This window comes from Bacillus paranthracis, assembly GCF_001883995.1.
GTDB lineage: Bacteria > Bacillota > Bacilli > Bacillales > Bacillaceae_G > Bacillus_A > Bacillus_A paranthracis.
Genome location: NZ_MACE01000049.1, coordinates 330,372 through 349,064 on the forward strand (window position 1 = coordinate 330,372; position 18,693 = coordinate 349,064).

An 18,693-nucleotide genomic window follows, 5' to 3' on the forward strand; every position below is an offset into this window, starting at 1 on the left:
CTCCTTTATCTCTATTTTTGAAGAAAATGTTGTATTGTTCGCACCGTTTCTATCATGTGTGAAATAACAGCTATTAAATCATCAACATGGTCTTCTGTAATCGCTTTTTGAAATAGAACCTCTACCTTATTATGATATGAAATCGCTTGCTTATTATATTCGTATGAAAGTTTTTGCGTAATCATTCTTTCTTTTCCCCATATAGAATGCATGAAAGTTTCAATTTCTTCGCACATCACTTCTGGTTTTTCTATCGGGAATGAAAATGCTAATTTCATTTCACAACCTGGTGTAAATTGTGGTACTTCTAATATTTCACCAGACAAGTTCTTTGCATCTACAGATAGTGAAAATGTTGCTTCTACTAACGGTTCGAATGGTTCTGTTAATTGAAATGAAATATGATATATACGACTTAATGAAGCAAGGTCCATCATATCTTTTCGATCAGTTACAAGAATATCTCCATGTAAATCAAAATCATAAACAGCGCCTTCTACGATTACTTTTAAATTATCAAAAGCAGTTGGATCAAACATAATTTCCTCCAAAAAACAGGCGCCTTTCGATGGAAAGGCGCCACTTGATGTATATATAGTTTACAGATAAACGAGATGAATTACAACCTTTTAGAATAAACCTACTGCTTTTCCATCTTCATTTACATCCATTTGTAGTGCTGCTGGTTGTTTTGGAAGGCCTGGCATTGTTAACATTGTTCCTGTTAACGCAACGATAAAGCCTGCACCAATAGATGGTTTTAGCTCACGAATTGTAACGATAAAGTCAGATGGACGACCTAATTTCGTTGCATCGTCAGAAAGAGAGTATTGTGTTTTCGCCATACAAATTGGTAGGTTACTCCAACCTTCGCCTTCATATTGAGCTAATTGTTTACGTGCTTTCGGAGCAAATTCAATATCTTTTGCGCCGTACACTTTTTGAGCAATTGTACGAATTTTCTCTTCTAATGGTAATTCTAATTCATAAAGTGGTGCGTAGTTGTTTTCACCTTTTTCAATTTCTTTTAACACTTTTTCAGCAAGGTCAACTCCGCCTTGGCCACCTTTCTCCCAAACTTCTGTTAAGGATACCGCATAGCCACGCTCATTACACCATTCTTGTAAGTATGCAACTTCTGCATCTGTATCTGTAATGAATTTATTAATTGCAATTACGAAAGGCACACCGAAGCTTTGAATTGTTTCAACGTGCTTCTGTAAGTTCTCCATACCTTTTGCTAATGCATCTACATTTTCTTCTTTTAATTGATCTTTTGCTACGCCACCATGCATTTTAAGCGCACGAATCGTCGCAACAATAACAACTGCTTCTGGTTTAATGCCAGCTGCACGAGCTTTAATATCTAAAAACTTCTCAGCACCTAAATCTGCACCAAATCCAGCTTCTGTAATAACATAATCACCTAATTTTGCTGCCATTGTAGTAGCGATAACACTGTTACAACCGTGAGCGATATTCGCAAATGGTCCGCCGTGAATGATAGCTGGTGTATTTTCTAACGTTTGCACTAAGTTTGGCTTTAATGCATCTTTTAATAATAATGTTAACGCACCTTCTACCCCTAAATCTTTAACTGTTACAGGTTGATTTGCAAAATTATAAGCAACTACGATGCGTGATAGACGTGCTTTTAAATCTTGAATATCTGTTGCAAGGCAGAATACGGCCATAATTTCAGATGCTACTGTAATATCAAAACCGTCTTCACGTGGTACACCTTGAACCGGTCCACCAAGACCAATTACTACGTTACGAAGGGCACGATCATTTAAGTCAACACAACGTTTCCAAACGATTTTACGCGTATCAATTCCAAGTGTATTTCCTTGTTGGATATGATTATCAATAAACGCCGCTAACGCGTTATTAGCAGTTGTGATCGCATGGATATCTCCAGTAAAGTGAAGGTTAATGTCTTCCATTGGTACAACCTGTGAAAAACCACCACCTGCTGCTCCGCCTTTTAGCCCCATCGTTGGTCCAAGAGATGGTTCGCGAAGTGCAATTACTGTTTTCTTACCAATTTTATTAAAAGCTTGACCTAAACCAACTGTTACTGTTGATTTACCTTCTCCAGCTGGAGTTGGGTTAATCGCTGTTACTAAAACAACTTTACCGTCTTTCTCATTCTGTAAGCGCTTAAAAATATCAAGAGATAACTTACCTTTATAATGACCGTATGGCTCTAATTCATCTTCTAAAATATTTAATTCAGCTGCAATTTCTTGAATCTTCTTCATACTTGCTTCTTGTGCGATTTCAATGTCGGATTTAACTGTTGTAGTAGTTGTCATATACCCTAGTCCCCCTTTAATTGGTTCTGATGATATTGTATCAGTTTTTTGTATTTTCTGCACTTATTTACCTCCTAAAAATTCTTTCATTTCTTTATACGTTTTTTAACATAAATACCCATAAGAATGTTAACGATTGTTGTAACTCTATAGGAAGTTGACCTAACATCTTCTCATTTACTCCGCGCTTATATACACCGATTCCATCTACAACTTCAAAACCTTGTTCTTTCGCTAACTGTTCAAATTCCCAAGGCATCATCGTATTACAAACAACGTCTTTGCCGTATAAACGAGGATAACTGTTCTCTCTTGGCTTTGCTGTCGGCCCTAAAATTGCAATACATGCATACCCATCACTTTTTAGAACACGCTTTATCTCATTTAATGCTCGTAATGGCTCCTCGGTCCATTCTAAAGAATTAATTGCCATAATTGCTTCAAATTGTTCATTTTCGAACGGTAAGGAAGAAAGATCTCCTTTTATAAAGGATAAATCCGGTCCCTCTCCGCGCTCCTTACCTTTTTGAATCATCACTTCTGATAAATCTACTCCAACTGCTTTATAGCCCGCGCGACTTAATTTATATGTACCGTATCCATCTCCACAACCAACGTCAAGCACCTTGGCTTCTTTCTTCACATATTGTTCAAAAAATGGAATAATCGTACTCCTACTCCCACTATCCCACATCTCCTGACTATTTTGATTCCAAAACTCTGCACTACTATCCCATTTCTTCTCTGCTGATTCATGCCAATTAAATTTCGTCATACATTCCCCTACCTTCACGCTTTATCACTCATTTCATTCTACATCATTTTCCAAAATTCCTGTTTTATCTTCATTAGGAAATGTACATGCTAATAAAGGAATCTTTATTCTCCAATTTTTGCTTTACTTGGGTTTAACTCATACTCATGTTCTTCTCTTTATGAAAGATAATATAAGTACACCCAATTGAAAGAGAGGGATGTACATGCGAAGAAAGAGAAATCATCATTTTAAAAGTGGTGAAAAAAACGAAGAGTATGCAGCTGAAATATCACCAGCTGGCATTCCAATTAGACATAAACGTAAAGAAATTGCAAATGAAATAGAAGGTACAAATACCGGTGCAATGATAGGCTATGTCGCTTTATTTCTTTCGCTTTTCTCCATTGCATTTTATCCGGTTACACTCGGTTCTCTTGCGATTTTAGTTGGCTTATTAGCTGTCAATTTTGGAGCAAGAACACTTGGATATACCGCAATTGGTTTTGGTAGTTTTTCTGTTTTATTTACTTTACTTTATCCGCTTGCTTTGTCAGCTTTTTAAAAAAACACACCAAGTTATACTTGGTGTGTTCATTCGTGATACAACATAATATGACCGCATCCACAACAATGTTTCGCTGTAATTTCTTGAAACACTGGATAATTTTCTTCATCCCGATGCTCAATAAACACCTTTTCAAAACGGTACATATTTGGTGCATATGCCCAATCTTGTTTCGTACGTGCGTATAATGTAGAAGAGAAAAACTCCTCACCGCCACAAACAATACATGTGTTCTTCATCAATACCCCTCCTATGCTTGTCTTACTTCATCTATATGAACATAAGCATAAGAAAAAGACCTTCTATTACTAGAAAGTCTTCTCTGAAACAAAAAGAAATGTATCAAACATTCCTACTCCGCTATATTCTTTCGTAACACCAGCTTCTGTTTTAAATGTTTGCTTTACAGTCATAAAGAATACACCATTTCGTGCATCTGTACTTTCAAATTTTAGTTTTTCTTTTTTACCATCTACATTTTCTGTGCATTCAAAACTACTCTCATCACATTTCAATGCATACTTATCTTCTAGATACAATTTAAAATCTGATTCTTTCGGACAAGTGATAAGTAAAATTGCCACAAGAATAATACTTACAATACCCACAATTGTATAATACTTCTTCATTTGTACTCCTTTCAAAAGACAAGAAAACTTGACTGCATGCGCCAAGTTTTCTTAGTCTACAACCCATTGCCACTCTTGTTCTTTCTTATCAAAAATAAGCCAACCAGTCTCTGTTGCTTCTTCTTTCAATTCATCGATATTATCTAGTACCTCATCCGTACTTTCATACGAACCGACTACATAAACTGGAATTTCAAGACCCCTTCTTGACTCAATTTTCCCTGCCAGATCAATATAAAGACCATCTTCCATTAATGGAATAAGCCCCATAATCACTTCTTTTGAAATTGCTGGGAAAATTTTTGATTTTTGGAAGAAAGAAAAACGTTTCTTACCGAAAGCACCGAGTTTATAAGGAATAACTTTACTTAACATCCCTACAAAGTCTGCAATTCTACGATAATACACTTTGTTGTACCATCCGTCATCATGTGAAAAATAAACAAATCTATTTTTCAATAACGGAAAGAACGTTCTTGCAAGTGGTTCTTTTTTATGAGCCAAATATAAAAGCTCTGCAATTTCTTTTGGCTCTAGTTCATCTAAATCGCTTGCATCATCAAAATCTACCCAACAAAATTCATCAAATTCATCAATCTCTGCTTGAATTAACTTATGTATATTTTCTTCCTCAACATATTCAAATAAAGTATGATAATGAAAATCTGTCCATTCAAAGTTATGCTTTAAAAGCAACACTTGATGAAGCGGTGAAGGGATGTTACTTGCAAACTCTTTAAACGTAATTCCTGATGTAATAAAACAATGACCTCGACGATTACCATTAATATATATCATATTCTTTACTTGGTCAGATCCTCCAGACAAAGCACCTAGCCACCTTCGTTTTATATGTTTCAATTCTATAGCATATTTTAACATGAAAAATTTTAGAAACATAGAAAAAACTTCAAAAACTATTTACAATTTCATGTGTTTTATTACATAGTGATTACAAGAAAAAACACCTGCTCGTGAGCAGGCGTTTTTAAAGGATTTCATCTGGGTTTTGAGGATGATGATTTCCCTCTTTCTTTTCATCTTTTTGGAACATCGATTGAATTTTATCAATTGTTTGTGGAGCTAATTCAATCATTTTTTCCGCTAAATGTGTCGCATTTTGTAGATGCAGAATATTTACTCCATCTTTATTCACCACAAGAAATGCTACTGGTGTAATAGAAACACCACCCGCGCTACCGCCACCAAATGCAGGGTTACCGTTCGCTCTTTGTCCATCATTCGTTTGGAAATCAGAACCTCCTGCTCCAAAACCGAACGCTACTTTAGAAACCGTTAACACTACACCACCGTCAGCCGTCTGAACAGGCTCTCCAACAATCGTATTTACATCGACCATTTCTTTTAAATTTTCCATTGCTGCTTTCATTAACCCTTGAATTGGATGATCCACCGTTCATAACCTCCTTTGTCATATCTTTCCTAGTTTTTCCGAAAGTTTGTGAACTAAACATAAAATTTTATATTGATTTCAAAAAACTTAAGTTGTAATATTTAGAAAAATAAAAAAAGAGGTCGATTCTTTATGATAAGAAAATTAACAAAGAAAGATCATGAACAAGTATTCGCTTACCTAAAAGAAGAAGCAGCCCTTAACTTGTTTATTATTGGAGATATTGAAACTTTCGGTTATGACACAGATTTTCAAGAATTATGGGGAGTATTTAAAGAGAATGGAACATTAAAATCAATTCTACTCCGATTCCACGATTCATTTATACCCTATAGTAAAGAAGAATTTATTACCACTGATTATGAGGCACTTCTTTCCACATATAAGCCGCTTAAACTCTCTGGTAAGTCAACTATTGTAGAAAATTTTGAAACTGCTCCAAGTCTACAATTAGGCGTCAAAAATGAAATGTATTTTTGTGAATGTCTAAATGACAACAACTTACCTAGCACACCAATTCATGAAACAATTAAACTTGCCTCACTAGATGATGTAGAGCGAATTATGCAATTGCGAGGTAACATTGCTGAATTTCCAGTTGTTAATGAATCAGAGAAAATATTAAGACAAGCTCTCAAAACAAATACAGGACGCACATATTATATTGAAAAAGACGGTGCTATCATCGCATCCGCCTCTACTTCCGCTGAAAATTCATTATCCGCTATGGTAGTTGGTGTATGTACACACCCGAATTATCGCGGAAATGGTTACGCTTCACTCATATTACAAAAAATGATCCAAGACTTTACGAAAGAAGGCCGAACACTTTGTTTATTTTATAACAATCCAGCTGCTGGACGAATTTATAAACGACTAGGATTTAAAGACATTGGAATGTGGACGATGTATCGATAATAAGGGGACTCTATAAGCGGAAATAGTTGTAACCTAGCAGTAAAAGCAGATTATACAAAAACTTTACACCGTTATTATGAAAATGGAAAAACTACTTGCGGAGCAATACTCTAACTAAAACATGTTATGTATTCAAACTAAATTCAGACAGATTAACGGCCCCAATTATTGCATTTACTCCAGTAATCGGGGCGTTTATCCTCAAATTCTTTCCACTATATTTATGAAACATTTATTCCACTTATATCGCTATTATCATTACGTGCAAATGCTCTCCTTAACATTACTGCTTCTTATTATACTGTGCTTTAAAATCAATATATTCCTGTTTCGCATCTTGGTTATTGCCTTGGTGACTATCAAAAGATGTATGTATTTGTGATATGTATTTTACTAACTTGCCTTCATCATTTCTTTTCTTATAATTTATTACAATACTTACTTCCAATATCTGCTTTGAACCATTTTTAGAATCAATATGCAATGCGATTGATCCACCACCATATTCATCATATTGTATTTTCAACTTATCATTAATAATATTTTGAAACTCTGATTCAGTTAATGTATATCCAACAGTACTAGGCTGACCAAACTTTTTTATATCACCTCCTGGCTTCATCTTTAGTTTCCCTATCCCTTTTAAACGATCTACAATTAAGTTCACGTATGAAACATCCAGACTTGAATCCGTACTTTGTACCTGTCCATTCTCATAACTAATATTTGTACTATAATTAACTTCTTCTTTATAATTTTTATTATCTACTTCCGAGGTAATTTCTTGTATTGTATTTCCATATAAACTTTTATCTTTCGTATTATATATGCCTTTCGAAGTTTGATAGATTGTTTTACTGTGCTCTCCATCTTCCTTTTGCTCATATGTACTATATATACCTCTTTGTTTCACATACGCATATCCATCATCACTAGCGGACATTACCTTTTTCATGTCACCTTCATCCAAAGCTTTGACAAATGGCTCATACTCTATCTTTTCTTCAAAAAAGCTACATGCTTGTAATAGGCTGATTGCTATTATGATAGGAATCATTTTAGAAACCCTTTTTTTGTTCATTTCATCATCACACTACCCACTCTATATTTTCAATTAGATAACCTACTAATCACTTTTATCACCTTACATAAGTAAATTTTCTTTTCGTAGTTCAAATACTCTCCTATAAATTATTACTTTTTCATCATCAAAACTTACAATACACACTTTCTTTATGCCTTACGTTTCGATTTACTTTTTTTATTTTTCTTTTGATATCTTGGAGTTTCTCTTTTATGTTGCTCCCACGTTTTATTAAATGACGGAAATTTAAACCTGCAATATGCTAATAGCTGAAATTCAGCTGCTCCGATTGCTACTGCGTACATTAAAATGCTCCCAACCACATACATTAGTAAAGCATCAAACCCATAGTCGTTACAAAAATAAATTAAAACCAGAAGGAGTGGTACGTATATCATTACTCCCTTCAGTACATTCATCTTTGTATTACTAAAAAATGATTTAGATCTCTCATCCATACTAAAAACACCTTTACTCGCTTGTTTAAACGTATCAATTGTTGTCACAATATGAAAAATTACTGCTCCTAGAAATAATAAACTTGCAAGCGTCAATGTCAAAACATCAATCGAATTATTAGCTATTTCAGAAACAATTAAAGCTGTGAGCCCAATCGTTCCTAATTGAAATGCGTATAATAACACGACAATTGTTTGTAATTTTTGAAATTTATAACGAGCTTTTGGAAACGAATATAGTATTAAAAAAATGAATTGCACACTGTATAAAAACAGCTCAAACTTTACAATTCCCATTCCAAAGAGAACCTTACAATACTCCCAACCACCTGATAAAACGATAGAAAATATAATTATTGAACTAAAGAGTATGCCCCCCATCATAAATCCTGTAGCTCCCTCAGGACTTAATCTTACTCTACATGTCATTCGAAACTCATCTAAATCTTCTTCTTTTATTTTCCACATTCAGCTTTTTCACCTTCTATACAGTTTAAATAATTCTCATACACTTAAATTCTATTTCACTCTTACTTACTTTTCGTTTTGAATTTTGTATTTCGCTTTCGAAATCTCCGACGCATTCTCTCATTCTCTTCCCATGTCATATTAAATGACTTGAATTTGAATCTACAGTACACTAAGAGCTGGAATTCAGCTGCTCCGATGGCTACTGCATGCATTACAATTGTCCCTACTACATACAAAATTAACGTATCAAAGTCATAATCATTATGGAAATAAATGATTATTAGAAGGGCTAAGTTATATACCATACTACCTTTTATCATTCTTTCTTTTGTTTCACTAAAAAATGATTGAGACCTCTCATCCATACTAAACGCACCTTCACTTGCTTGCTTAAACGTATCAATTGTTGTCACAATATGAACGATAACGGCTCCTATAAATAATAACCCTACACAAATTAAAGTCATTCGATCAATTGAATAGTCAGTCATTCCATGAAGAACTAACGCTGTAAATGTTATTGTACCTAATTGAAATGCATATAATATTACAACGAGCGTTTGTAACTTTTGAAATTTATAACGAGCTTTCGGAAATAGATATAGTATTAAAAAAATTATTTGTAAACTATATAAAACTAATTCAATACTAACAATTATTTTGTCGAAAAAAGTTGAATAGTAATCCCAACCATCTGTAACTAGTGCTACGAAAATAAAAAACATCAATAATGAAACAAAAATGATTGTTCCCATCATAAATCCCGTCGCACCTTCAGGACTTAAACGATTTCTACATGTAATCCTAAATTGATCTAAATCTTCTTCTTTTATGTTCCACATTCAGTTTTTCACCTTCTATACAGTTTAAATAATTTTCATTCACTAAAATCCCATTACATTCGTAACTTTTTTAAGTATCTTCATCTTTTGTATAACTAAATTTAGATAATCTTTTATGTATATCATCACTACATTAATTGCCGTACATAATCCGAATGCTTTTGATAGTTCAAATACTCTCCTGTAAGTTATTACTTTTTTATCATCAAAACTTACAATACGTAATTTCTTTATGCCCTACGTTTCGATTTACTTTTTTTATTTTTCTTTTGATATCTTGGAGTCTCTCTTTTATGTTGCTCCCACGTTTTATTAAATGATGGAAATTTAAATCTGCAATACGCTAATAGCTGAAATTCAGCTGCTCCTATGGCTATCGTATACATTAAAACAGTTCCTATTACATATCCAATAAAAGTATCAAATGCATAATCATTATGAAAATAAATCAAAATAAGAAGGATTAATGCGTATATTGAAGCCAATTTCATCATAGTTCCTTTTGTTTTACTAAAAAAGGATACGGATCTTTCATCCATACTAAACGCACCTTCACTTGCCAATTTAAATGTATCTATTGTTGTTGTAATATGAAAAATTACTGCTCCTAAATATAGCAAACATACATAATTCAATGTAATACGATCCATTGAATTATTAGCTATTTCAGAAACAACTAAAACTGTAAGTAATATAGTAGCCATTTGAAGTGCGTATACTAATACAACAAGTGTTTGTAGCTTTTGAAATTTAAATTGAGCTTTTGGAAATAAATATAGAATGAAAAAAATTACTTGCAGAGCATATAACAACACTTCTAGCTTAACGATTCCTATATTAAGGAGAACCATACAGTACTCCCAACCACCTGATACAATAATAGAAAAAACGGCTATTGAACTATAAAGTATTCCTCCAAACATAAATCCTGTAGCCCCCTCAGGACTTAAACGATCATTACATGTCATCCTAAACTTATCTAAATCTTCCTCTTTTATATTCCACATCCTGGCTCTTCACCTTCTATACGTTTCAATTATTTTTCGAACACTAAAATTCTATTAATATATTATTTATTTTTCGTTTTGAATTTCTTATTTCGCTTTCGAATTCTCCCACGCATTCTCTCATTCTCTTCCCACGTCATATTAAATGACTTGAATTTGAATCTGCAATACGCCAATAGTTGGAATTCTGCCGCTCCGATTGCAACCGCATACATCAATACAGTTCCTACTCCATACATAACAAAAAAATCAATTGAATAATCATTTTGAAAATACATTAAAATAAGTAGTATGAATATATATATTATAGCCCCCTTTATCATAGCTCCTTTTGTCTTACTAAAAAACGAGGTGGATCTTTCATCACTACTAAATGCACCTTCACTTGCTTGTTTAAATGTATCTAGCGTTGCTACAATATGGATAATAACTGCTCCTACAACTAGTAGCCCGGTATACATCCTACCAATTGAATTGTCAGCCATTTCAGAAACAATCGAAACTACAAATAATATCGTTCCAAGTTGAAACGCATATAGTAATACGATTAGCGTTTGTAACTTTTGAAATTTAAAACATGCTTTCGGAAATAGATATATAATTAAAAATATAATTTGAATACTAAATAACACAATTTCAGTTTTAACAATTGTTCTATCAAAAAAATTGTTGTAGTAATTCAAATCACCTACAAAAATAATAAACATAAATATTGAAATATAAAATATTGTTCCAAGCATAAAACCCGTAGCACCTTCAGGACTTAAACGCCCTTGACATGTCATTCTAAACTTATCTAAATCTTCTTCTTTTATATTCCACATATAATTACACCATCTTTTCTAAAATCATGTAATAACTCTATTTTTGTAGACAAACTGAAAGTAAATAAATGTTTTTAGTATTTCATATTAAACTAGCCTTTTTTACTTTTTTAACAAACACAAAATACAGCGATAGCATTAGTATTAAGCCTATTCCACAAACCAATACACCTCCATATTCTTTCTGGTATAAAAAAATAAACATAGTAACAATATAGCTCGGTATTGACAAAATAATGAGCCACTTCCCCAGAAACTCTGCTACTTTATATAGAATTAAAAAGATAAATATAATCCCAACAATAATAGGTGCTATTACACTTTCAAATAAACCTTTTTCTTTTTTTACAGCTTTAGAATCTTTATTCAAGATATTACATTCCTCCCTTTACTAGTTAATTTATGAATAATGTATTCATTCTATCTTCAATATAAGTTTACGAGTATCATTTATAACTTTCTTTTCAGTTTTTGTTTCGCTTTTGTTCTTTCTCTCTTATTCTTTTTCTATTTGCTATAAATTCTTGGCGTTCCTTTTCATGTTGTTCCCACGTAATATTAAATGATGGAAATTTAAAGCGACAATACACCAATAGGACGAATTCTGCTGATACTACAGCGAATATATATAATATTATTGTTTGTGTCACATAAATTGCCATTTCATCAAATGTATAATTAAGGTTTAAAAAAATTAATACAAGTAGAACTATTACACCGATCGTTATTCCGATCAATAAATATAATTTCGTGTTAGTAAAAAATGAGACAGCCGGTCCTTCTAATTTATATCCTCCATGCTTTGCTTTTCTAAAAACATCGATCGTTGCTACAATGTGGGTACAGATTGCTCCTAATAGTATTAAACCGATATAAACCAATGTTTTATTGTCACATGGAAAATCATATATTCCTTCAACAACCATAACTATGAAAGGTAATGTCGCTAACTGAAAAGCATAAAATACAGTTACGATTGTTTGTAGTTTCTGTAATTTAAAAGCAATCTTTTTAGACATGAATAATATTAAAAAAACGAACTCCAAAACATACAACTTAACCTCAGTTTGTACAACTATCTTTTCAAAAGGAGTTAGAGAAATCTTATCACCGTTCAGCAAAACACCTAAAAACATGATGAACATTGGTATAGAAGTATATGCAAAAACTCCCCCATAAAAGATTCTTATATAATCCGGACTTAATTGGTTTTTATTTGTAATTTGAAAAAAACCTAAATCTTCTTCCTTTATTTTAAGCATTCATCTTTCCCCATTTCGACGCAAAACTTATTTTATTTCTTTAGTTTTCTTTTTTTCCTTCTCTTCATAAAGCTTTAGTCTTTTCTGACGCTCTCTTTCATGTTCCTCCCACGAAATATAAAATGATGGAAATTTAAATCTACAATAGGCTAATAATTGGAACTCTGCTGCACCTATGGCTACCGAATATAGTATAAGGGTCAATACGGCATACCAACCTATTTGCTCCATCGTATAATCATTATTAATATAAATTAAGATTAGGAGAGTTAATACATATAATATAGAAGCAATCATAAAAAAATCTTTTGTCTTACTAAAAAATGAAACTGAATTTTTCCACTTACTAAATGCGCCTTCGCTAGCTTGCTTAAAGGTATTAATTGTTGTAAAAATATGAATAATAAAGGCTCCTAACAATAATAAGACTACATAAGTCAATGTAACACGATCATTTGAATAACTGAAAATACTCGAAACAACTACTGTTACAAATCCTATAGTCGCAAGTTGAAGTGCATATAGCAATATAACTATAGCTTGTAACTTTTGAAATTTAAAACGGGATTTGGGAAATAAATATACAATAAGAAAAATGATTTGTAAGCTATACAAACATAACTCTATTTTAATAATTGTTTCCTCTAGTAAACTAGGATATACGGACCAACCAAATTTCACCAAACCATAAATTACACCTAACATTATTAGTGAGGTGTATATGATTGAACCTAACATAAAACCTACAGCAGCTTCAGGACTTAAACGATTTCTACATGTTATTTTAAATTCATCTAAATCTTCTTCTTTTATATTCCACATCCAAGTTTCCCACCTTTAACTACCTTTACTTAAATCATGTAGATTAAATATAAAAACCTTCTCATTTTAATGAAAAGAGAAGGTTTTCTTGCTGTTATACATTCATGCTATATACAAAACTTTCCCTCTTCAAATAACGTATTATAGTTGTTAATCTTTGGATTTTTATTTCCGCTATTGATTTAGGCATTTTTACTTTTCTTAAAAAATACCAAATATGCAAATAATGACGAGATTAAGAGGAATACACCCGCCCCTATCCCCTCATATATTTTAAAATAAACAGCAGCAATTATCACAAATATTGACATTATTATTATTAGAATCATTGTATATTTCATTATAAATTCTAACACTTTATAGATAGATTCTATTGTCCTTTCAAAAAAACTTTTCTCTGCTTCCGAAACATTCCGATCTTTATTCAAAATAACACCTTCCCCTCTTTACAAATTGACTTTCGAATAAATTTTCCCTTTCAAAATAAGAACAGAGCGAACTGCAGAACGTAACTACTACCCATTCAGATTGATCCAACTGAAAAATTTCATGTCGAATTATTCAATCAATTACATATAGATCTTAGAATAAAAAACCTCCTCATTCTAACCAGAAGAGAAGGTTTTATTAATCTAAGATATTCTTACATTATAATAATGATTCTTTTTGAGCTATTTCATAGTGCTCTGCTATTTTTTTACACATCTTTTTATATTCTAGCATCCACTCTGCTATTTCTTCTATCTCTTCATCAGTGGACTTTTTCTTATATTTAAAACCGATCACTTTCATATCCGAAAACACTTCTTCTTCCATTTCTTCATCTACCGGAATACATTGGATAATAACTTTCGTTGTGTTTGAGACTTGTACAAAAATTTCAAATGTGCCAACAAACATAGCAACCGTTCGGAATAATTCTTTATTACTCATATATAAAACTCTTGCAAGTTCTTCTGCAAGTTCAGGATATATAAACAATACATCAATCATTTCAGCAGCTATTATGCAATCATCTACTGATACTTTCTCCAATATTTGCTGCTTAATTAACTCCCCAGTTTTATCCTCACACTCTTGTTGAAAATACACAGTTTTTTCTTTTGAAAATAGCCACATATGTAGACTCCTTCCTACTAAAAACAACAATTAGAACTCTTAATTCAAGAATACCTTTATATTATTCTTCTATAAAACGAAACTAAAATCTGGTTTTTACTTTTCATATTTCCAGAACTAAAAGTACACTAAATTATTATTGTGTATCCACTGCAATTTTTATTTCAACATACTGTAGCTCTTCATCACCGCTAAAAATATGATAAATAGGTGAAATCATATCAAGTTCATTATCTTCCATATACTGAAGCATCTCAGCATATGCATACTCGGTTAATGTTTCATAATCTCCTGTCAATCGTTTCACAAGCATGTCATCTACATAGTAATAGCTTCTAAATTTCATTGTTTCTAATGGTGGAACTTTATCCTCATATATCGGCATAAATAATTCAATATACATATTTTCATCTGAAGGAACATTTTTCAATGCATAAAATAGTGGACCTTTTGCTGTTAAGTTCGCTTTTTCTATTTCTAGCATAAAATCGTCAATCGAATCTTTCATATAGGTATAATGAATATAGTATTCTTTTGAAACAACATTTGTATATGCAATACTTTGACCTTCTATAATCATTTTACGGTTTCACCTACTTCTATAATAGGAGCGTAAATATCTAACCAAGTATCGCCGTATACATCTAAGCATACATGATAAAAACTACTATCTAATTTAATATGGTTTTGATTTGCCACCTCGTGTATTAACTTATACACATCTTCAATATCACCATCTTCATCCGTAAAACGCACACTTAAAGCATCTTCAATTATTAAACCATCAATGTATTCATATGCAGAATCTTCCCCTAATTCCACACGTTCATTTACCGGCACACAATATGTATATTCACCATATGCTGGTTCATTTTCAAGTGGTTTATATTTAAAGAGAACCGGTCCTACTGCATAAATCCCATTACGGATAACTTGATTTCTCAGCGCAATAGCAGGTAATAACCAATCTTCTTTTTTAACGACTTGAGTAATACTAATTAAATTTAATAGTGATAATGCTTTATATTGAACTTTCACAACATCTACTCCCCTTAATCTTTATTTCTTTCTAACTCGAATAGAAACGTGCAATTTCTCATTTCATACACATAAATTAACAACTTATGCTATAGCAAAAATTCATTTCTTTTATTATCTACTTTTCGACTTGTTTTTTTTATTATATTTTCTAAATTTCTGTCGTTCTCTCTCATTCTCTTCCCATGTCATATTAAATGATTTAAATTTGAATCTACAGTACACTAAAAGTTGGAATTCAGCTGCACCTATGGCCACTGCATACATTAAAATTGTCCCTACTACATATAAAATTAATGTATTAAAGTTATAATCATTATGAAAATAAATGATTATAAGAAGAACTGATATATATATCATGCTACCTTTTATCATTCTTCCTTTTGTTTCACTAAAAAATGAACGAGACCTCTCATCCATGCTAAACGCACCTTCACTTGCTTGCTTAAACGTATCAATTGTTGTCACAATATGAAATATTACTGCTCCTATAAATAATAACCCTACACAAATTAAAGTCATTCGATCAATTGAATAGTCAGTCATTCCAGGAAGAACTAACATTGTAAATGTAATTGTTCCTAATTGAAATGCATATAATAATACAACGAGCGTTTGTAACTTTTGAAATTTATAACGTGCTTTTGGAAAGGAATATAGTATTAGAAAAATTATCTGCAAGCCATACAACACAAGTTCAATACTAACCAGTGTTTTTTCAAACATAGTAGTATAAAAACCCCAACCAAACTTCACCAATGCTCCTATAATAAATAGCATCATTAATGAATCGATAATTATTGTTCCTAGCATAAATCCCGTCGCACCTTCAGGACTTAAACGCCTTCTGCATGTTTTTCTAAATTCCTCTAACTCTTCTTCTTTTATGTTCCACATACTCTATCTGCACCTTTCTTGTAGCCGAATTACCAAAATAGATCCCTAAGTTTTGTTGTTATTTTTTTTACTCCTTTTTTAGTAGCATCAATTGCACTGTCTCCCCCAAATATACTCGTTTTCGTATTTAATCCTACCGTAATAACTACCCCAACGCCAGCTCCTACAACAGTTCCAATAGGCGGAAGGAAAAACGATCCCGCTACAGCACCAGCTGCAGCCGCCCCGGCAGTTGCTCCAATATCTACTGCTGAATCTGTTGCTATATCCGCTACATCATGTAATTGCCATCCATCTTTTTGAGCTTCAGCAATGTTATTTCCAACTGACACAACCGCTCCAAATATGGCTGCTCCCTTCAAAAACTTACCAGTATTTCCAAGTTCTTTAAACGCTTCTTTCCATTGCCCAGGATGTAAATCTTTTAACCCTTTTACATACTCCGTTTTAAACGAACTCCATCCTCTTTCTTTAATTGCAGTGGGTAACCCTTTTTTACTCCAATCCTGTTGGAACTTTTGAAAATCTTGAAATTCCGGTAATTTATAAATTCCTTTTCTTGCTTTTCTTACTTGTTCATTCGTAATTCTCGAATTTTCTACACCATCCAATTTAAGTCCATTTTTTATATAACGAAATATACTATCATCACTGCTATCCATCTTAAGTAATTTATACACTTCCACTAAATCTTCTTTTTGACGTGTTGATAGTGTAAACTTTCCTTTTCCTTTTCGACCATTAGAATCAAATAAAACACTTAAATCATAGTTCTTTTTTGCATAATACATACGAGCAAAAGCGGCCACCAAAAATTTACCACCCTTTTGTCGAATATCAAACGTCGTCATGCTCTCAGAAATACCATTTATTAAGTTTCCATTCCATCCACCAGCCATAATTTTTTCGACTATCTTACTAGAAAAATCTCCATTGGCTGCTTGTATTTCTTTCATTCCCTTGTCTAATGAACTTAACATTTCATTAAAATGTTGAAGTTCATTTTGCTGACTATTATACGTTTCTAATTTTTCTAGTGTATCACTAACTTCCTTTTGACTTTTTTGGATTCCTTCAGATATGCCTGAAGATGATGGATACTGAGTTGGGACAATGTCTGCTATAGTCGATATAGTTTGTTTTGCTTCTTCATTAGAGCGATCAAATTCATTGCTGTATCCATTAATTTTTTTCTTTACATTATCTAAATAGTTCCCATAAATCTTTGTGTCACTATCACTATCAACTGTACTATTAAAACTCTCTATTGCTTTTTGAAATTCATTTTTCAGCTCTTCCGCTGCAATTTGAAATCCAGCAATCGTAGTACCATGTACTCTAGAAAAATACCTCTTTATTTCATCTGCTGCTTTCCCTTGAAAAGAATTAAGTTGGTTCAAATCATCTATTTTCCCTAATAAAGTTTCAAAATATTGATTTAGTTCGTCAGCACTTGTTTGAAATCTTTTTTGTAATTCGTTTACTTCTTGTAATTCAATATTTTTATCCACGTTTCTCTCCCCTTATTTCATTTTTACGTAGAATGTTTTTCTAGTGCTGCTGTATACCAACTTTTAGTTCTTGCCCAAGTTTTGCATCTTTCTCTACCATTTTCGCTCCAATTTCTTGTACTCTACTTATATCATTTTCTAACAATTTCTCATATCGCTGAACTTTCTGAGAAAGTTTTTCAATCGCTTCACAATATTTTTTCAGTTTACTTAAATTCGTACGATGTAACTGCATACCATTAAATTTAGTCTTCCCTAAATCACTAGCACCACTTTTCAAATCACTTACTTTCGCATCAAATACCCCTTTATTTAATTTAATTTCCCCCATTTATCATTTCCCCACTTTCTGTACTTCTACTTGAATACTAGCGTCAACCATTGAAACACTTCTACTTAAAGAAGCAATACTTGACTCACATGCAGCGATTTCTCTTTCAAGCCGCTGTATGGCTTGATCGATGTCTTCTTGCACTCTTCCCAGTTCTCCGATAAACTTCCCTAAATTCGAAATGACTTGTTGTTCATATGTTTCTTTAAAAGTAGTTGCTCTTTGCCCTTTCCAACTACTCTCGTTTATTTCTAAAGACTTAAACTGCTCTTGATTTTGTTTAATTGCTTCAAGATTACTTACAAATTTCCCCTTAGCAGTTATTACCCTTCGTAATTTCATTTGTAATTCAGCCAATTGCCCTTGTTGATGACTTATACTACTTAATAAACCAGATTTTTGACTATTTAATTCTGCTATCCCCAT

25 protein-coding genes are annotated in these 18,693 nt (G+C 32.5%); 2 read left to right on the forward strand and 23 right to left on the reverse strand.

The features are described 5' to 3' along the window. Positions 1-11: 11 nt before the first annotated feature. From BAQ46_RS18735 to BAQ46_RS18745, 3 genes are all read right to left on the reverse strand, one after another. Entirely contained in the window at positions 12-539 is a 528-nt protein-coding gene (locus BAQ46_RS18735; RefSeq protein ID WP_000460208.1) for a hypothetical protein, read from the reverse strand. A 90-nt stretch (positions 540-629) separates the two neighbouring features. Then, positions 630-2,318 carry a formate--tetrahydrofolate ligase gene (locus tag BAQ46_RS18740; RefSeq protein ID WP_012644371.1) on the reverse strand — a complete coding sequence of 563 codons (1,689 nt, stop codon included), beginning with the start codon at positions 2,316-2,318 and terminating at the stop codon, positions 630-632. A gap of 94 nt (positions 2,319-2,412) precedes the next feature. Further along, complete coding sequence (locus BAQ46_RS18745) at positions 2,413-3,111, reverse strand: class I SAM-dependent methyltransferase (RefSeq protein ID WP_116777249.1); 699 nt, start codon at positions 3,109-3,111, stop codon at positions 2,413-2,415. A gap of 187 nt (positions 3,112-3,298) precedes the next feature. Here BAQ46_RS18745 and BAQ46_RS18750 point away from each other — a divergent pair, with 187 nt between their 5' ends. Continuing rightward, positions 3,299-3,637 carry a hypothetical protein gene (locus BAQ46_RS18750; RefSeq protein ID WP_001253199.1) on the forward strand — a complete coding sequence of 113 codons (339 nt, stop codon included), beginning with the start codon at positions 3,299-3,301 and terminating at the stop codon, positions 3,635-3,637. Positions 3,638-3,666: 29 nt separating this feature from the next. Here BAQ46_RS18750 and BAQ46_RS18755 read toward each other — a convergent pair whose 3' ends face one another. From BAQ46_RS18755 to ytfJ, 4 genes are all read right to left on the reverse strand, one after another. After that, on the reverse strand, positions 3,667-3,879 hold the full coding sequence (locus BAQ46_RS18755) for a hypothetical protein (RefSeq protein WP_000798747.1): 213 nt from the start codon (positions 3,877-3,879) through the stop codon (positions 3,667-3,669). Positions 3,880-3,948: 69 nt separating this feature from the next. Next, positions 3,949-4,269, reverse strand: coding sequence for a hypothetical protein (locus BAQ46_RS18760; RefSeq protein WP_071742431.1), 321 nt, complete (start codon positions 4,267-4,269; stop codon positions 3,949-3,951). 51 nt (positions 4,270-4,320) lie between these two features. After that, positions 4,321-5,097, reverse strand: coding sequence for an oxalate:formate antiporter (locus BAQ46_RS18765; protein ID WP_000014090.1), 777 nt, complete (start codon positions 5,095-5,097; stop codon positions 4,321-4,323). A gap of 160 nt (positions 5,098-5,257) precedes the next feature. After that, entirely contained in the window at positions 5,258-5,683 is a 426-nt protein-coding gene (gene ytfJ, locus BAQ46_RS18770; protein WP_000349987.1) for a GerW family sporulation protein, read from the reverse strand. A gap of 132 nt (positions 5,684-5,815) precedes the next feature. On the opposite strand from ytfJ, the gene BAQ46_RS18775 reads away from it, so the two are divergent. Continuing rightward, positions 5,816-6,601, forward strand: a complete 786-nt coding sequence (locus tag BAQ46_RS18775) for a GNAT family N-acetyltransferase (RefSeq protein ID WP_071742433.1) — start codon at positions 5,816-5,818, stop codon at positions 6,599-6,601. Between the two features lie 283 nt (positions 6,602-6,884). Here BAQ46_RS18775 and BAQ46_RS18780 read toward each other — a convergent pair whose 3' ends face one another. From BAQ46_RS18780 to BAQ46_RS18855, 16 genes are all read right to left on the reverse strand, one after another. After that, entirely contained in the window at positions 6,885-7,658 is a 774-nt protein-coding gene (locus tag BAQ46_RS18780; RefSeq protein ID WP_000612288.1) for a DUF3952 domain-containing protein, read from the reverse strand. 176 nt (positions 7,659-7,834) lie between these two features. Then, positions 7,835-8,611, reverse strand: a complete 777-nt coding sequence (locus tag BAQ46_RS18785; protein WP_000265484.1) for a hypothetical protein — start codon at positions 8,609-8,611, stop codon at positions 7,835-7,837. Positions 8,612-8,673: 62 nt separating this feature from the next. Then, complete coding sequence (locus tag BAQ46_RS18790) at positions 8,674-9,456, reverse strand: hypothetical protein (RefSeq protein WP_061130724.1); 783 nt, start codon at positions 9,454-9,456, stop codon at positions 8,674-8,676. Positions 9,457-9,686: 230 nt separating this feature from the next. After that, a complete protein-coding gene (locus tag BAQ46_RS18795) occupies positions 9,687-10,463 on the reverse strand; it encodes a hypothetical protein (RefSeq protein ID WP_071742435.1) in 777 nt (258 codons plus the stop codon). A gap of 62 nt (positions 10,464-10,525) precedes the next feature. After that, positions 10,526-11,287 carry a hypothetical protein gene (locus BAQ46_RS18800; protein ID WP_071742438.1) on the reverse strand — a complete coding sequence of 254 codons (762 nt, stop codon included), beginning with the start codon at positions 11,285-11,287 and terminating at the stop codon, positions 10,526-10,528. An 82-nt stretch (positions 11,288-11,369) separates the two neighbouring features. After that, positions 11,370-11,657: a hypothetical protein gene (locus BAQ46_RS18805; protein ID WP_071742439.1), complete on the reverse strand. Its 288-nt coding sequence runs from the start codon at positions 11,655-11,657 to the stop codon at positions 11,370-11,372. Between the two features lie 94 nt (positions 11,658-11,751). Next, positions 11,752-12,549 carry a hypothetical protein gene (locus tag BAQ46_RS18810; protein ID WP_071742442.1) on the reverse strand — a complete coding sequence of 266 codons (798 nt, stop codon included), beginning with the start codon at positions 12,547-12,549 and terminating at the stop codon, positions 11,752-11,754. Positions 12,550-12,576: 27 nt separating this feature from the next. Beyond that, positions 12,577-13,371, reverse strand: coding sequence for a hypothetical protein (locus BAQ46_RS18815; RefSeq protein ID WP_071742444.1), 795 nt, complete (start codon positions 13,369-13,371; stop codon positions 12,577-12,579). Positions 13,372-13,553: 182 nt separating this feature from the next. Then, positions 13,554-13,799, reverse strand: coding sequence for a hypothetical protein (locus BAQ46_RS31110; RefSeq protein ID WP_001030785.1), 246 nt, complete (start codon positions 13,797-13,799; stop codon positions 13,554-13,556). Positions 13,800-14,019: 220 nt separating this feature from the next. Then, positions 14,020-14,490, reverse strand: a complete 471-nt coding sequence (locus tag BAQ46_RS18825; RefSeq protein WP_000266198.1) for a hypothetical protein — start codon at positions 14,488-14,490, stop codon at positions 14,020-14,022. 136 nt (positions 14,491-14,626) lie between these two features. Then, entirely contained in the window at positions 14,627-15,070 is a 444-nt protein-coding gene (locus tag BAQ46_RS18830) for a DUF5085 family protein (RefSeq protein WP_000582721.1), read from the reverse strand. Then, entirely contained in the window at positions 15,067-15,528 is a 462-nt protein-coding gene (locus BAQ46_RS18835) for a DUF5085 family protein (protein ID WP_000868165.1), read from the reverse strand. Before BAQ46_RS18835 ends, BAQ46_RS18830 begins: the two co-directional genes overlap by 4 nt. Before the next feature lie 114 nt (positions 15,529-15,642). Beyond that, positions 15,643-16,425, reverse strand: coding sequence for a hypothetical protein (locus BAQ46_RS18840; RefSeq protein ID WP_000267166.1), 783 nt, complete (start codon positions 16,423-16,425; stop codon positions 15,643-15,645). A 29-nt stretch (positions 16,426-16,454) separates the two neighbouring features. After that, on the reverse strand, positions 16,455-17,936 hold the full coding sequence (locus BAQ46_RS18845; protein WP_000360014.1) for a T7SS effector LXG polymorphic toxin: 1,482 nt from the start codon (positions 17,934-17,936) through the stop codon (positions 16,455-16,457). Positions 17,937-17,976: 40 nt separating this feature from the next. Then, complete coding sequence (locus BAQ46_RS18850) at positions 17,977-18,267, reverse strand: TIGR04197 family type VII secretion effector (protein ID WP_000503889.1); 291 nt, start codon at positions 18,265-18,267, stop codon at positions 17,977-17,979. 3 nt (positions 18,268-18,270) lie between these two features. Then, the gene (locus tag BAQ46_RS18855) at positions 18,271-18,693 is read right to left on the reverse strand and encodes a YwqH-like family protein (RefSeq protein ID WP_000510393.1); all 423 of its coding nucleotides are present in this window, start codon (positions 18,691-18,693) and stop codon (positions 18,271-18,273) included.